The 1,684-nt window shown below is 42.3% G+C and carries 2 protein-coding genes; both read left to right on the plus strand.

What is annotated here, in order from left to right:
* Positions 1–496: CBS domain-containing protein (locus AC1DPZ_RS26665; protein ID WP_477409198.1), on the plus strand; the 496-nt coding region annotated here is incomplete at its 5' end.
* A 272-nt stretch (positions 497–768) separates the two neighbouring features.
* Positions 769–1,684 (plus strand): nucleotide sugar dehydrogenase (locus tag AC1DPZ_RS26670; RefSeq protein ID WP_477409200.1); only part of this gene is annotated, 916 nt, incomplete at its 3' end.

Here is a 1,684-nt window from a genome sequence, read left to right on the forward strand (position 1 = left end):
TGCGCCAACTTCATCAACCACTGCCGCTTTGGTAATGGGGGATGCACTTGCCGTTGCTTTAATGGAATCGCGTGGCTTCAAACAACATGATTTTGCACGTTTTCATCCCGGCGGAAGCCTGGGGCGCAAATTGCTTACAAAAGTTAAAGATCTTATGCGGACCGATAAACTGCCATTTATTGAGGAGCAGGCAACGTTCATGAATCTGTTATTAAAAATGTCTGAAGGGAGGTTGGGTATGGTAATGGTAGGAGAGGCTGCTTATATTAAAGGTATAGTTACCGACGGAGATTTGAGAAGAGCCTTATTAAAACACCCTGATACAGCGACTTTAACCATAGTAGAAATAATGACCGAAAATCCTGTTATTATAGACGAAGACGAGTTTGCAAGCCACGCAGAACAGCTTATGCTGGAAAAAAAAATTACTACTTTGCTTGTAGGTTCAGCACTAAAAAGGTCAATTTCGGGGGTTTACCAGCTCTACAATCCTTAAGCCGAGCAAAAATATTCCTGCCAGGACCGTGCCCCGGATCTACGGAGTAATAAATCCCGCAGGAAGACCCTACATAATTTCTCCCAAAAATGGGCAGACAACTGATTAACAATTATGGATATACGTGAAAAGCGAGGATGATAACAAATAACTCAGATTTCGTAAATCACCTGGCAATCTGTAAGATACTAAATGGAGCCATTCTTTAACGTGCCAGGGACAATGATTGTAGCAAAATTAATTAACTTTACCCCGTCTATACTACCTTATAAATGTTTGAACCAACCCCAACTACCCGCATTGCAATAATTGGCCTTGGCTATGTTGGCTTACCATTAGCTGTTGAATTTGCCAGGAAATTCCCCGTAATAGGTTTTGATATAAAACAAAGCCGTGTAGATGAGTTAAATAGGGCATTTGACCGTACGCTTGAAACCGATACAGAACTGTTAAGGTTAGTTTTGTTACCGGGCAGTACCGGAAACGGGCTTATTTTTACTTCAGATGTTCAGGATATTGCCGATTGTAATGTGTATATTATCTCTGTACCTACGCCCACAGATCAGCATAATCGTCCCGATTTGGGTTTGTTGATAAAAGCAAGTGAATCGGTTGCTAAGGTGCTCGTGGCCGGTGACGTTGTTATTTATGAATCTACTGTTTATCCCGGAGTTACCGAAGACGTATGCGTACCGGTACTTGAAAGGCTATCAGCACTAAAGTTTAACATCGATTTTTTTGCGGGATACTCGCCTGAGCGAATCAATCCGGGAGATAAAATACATACACTTACCAATATTTTAAAGGTAACGTCGGGCTCAACACCGGAGGCTGCCGATTTTATCGACGGGCTTTATCGAACAATTGTTAATGCTGGTACACATAAAGCTCCGAGTATAAAAGTTGCTGAGGCTTGTAAAGTGATCGAAAACTCACAGCGGGACATCAATATTGCCTTTGTGAACGAACTAGCCAAAATATTTAATATTATGGGCATCGATACACATGCGGTTTTAGAAGCTGCTGGTACCAAATGGAACTTTCTGAATTTTAAACCAGGGCTTGTTGGCGGTCATTGCACAGGCGTTGATCCGTATTATCTAGCTCAAAAGGCCCAGGAGGTTGGTTATCATCCCGAAATTATATTGGCTGGCCGGCGGCTTAATGACGGCATGGGTACTTATGTGG

Source organism: Mucilaginibacter sp. P4_G9 (genome assembly GCF_056400985.1).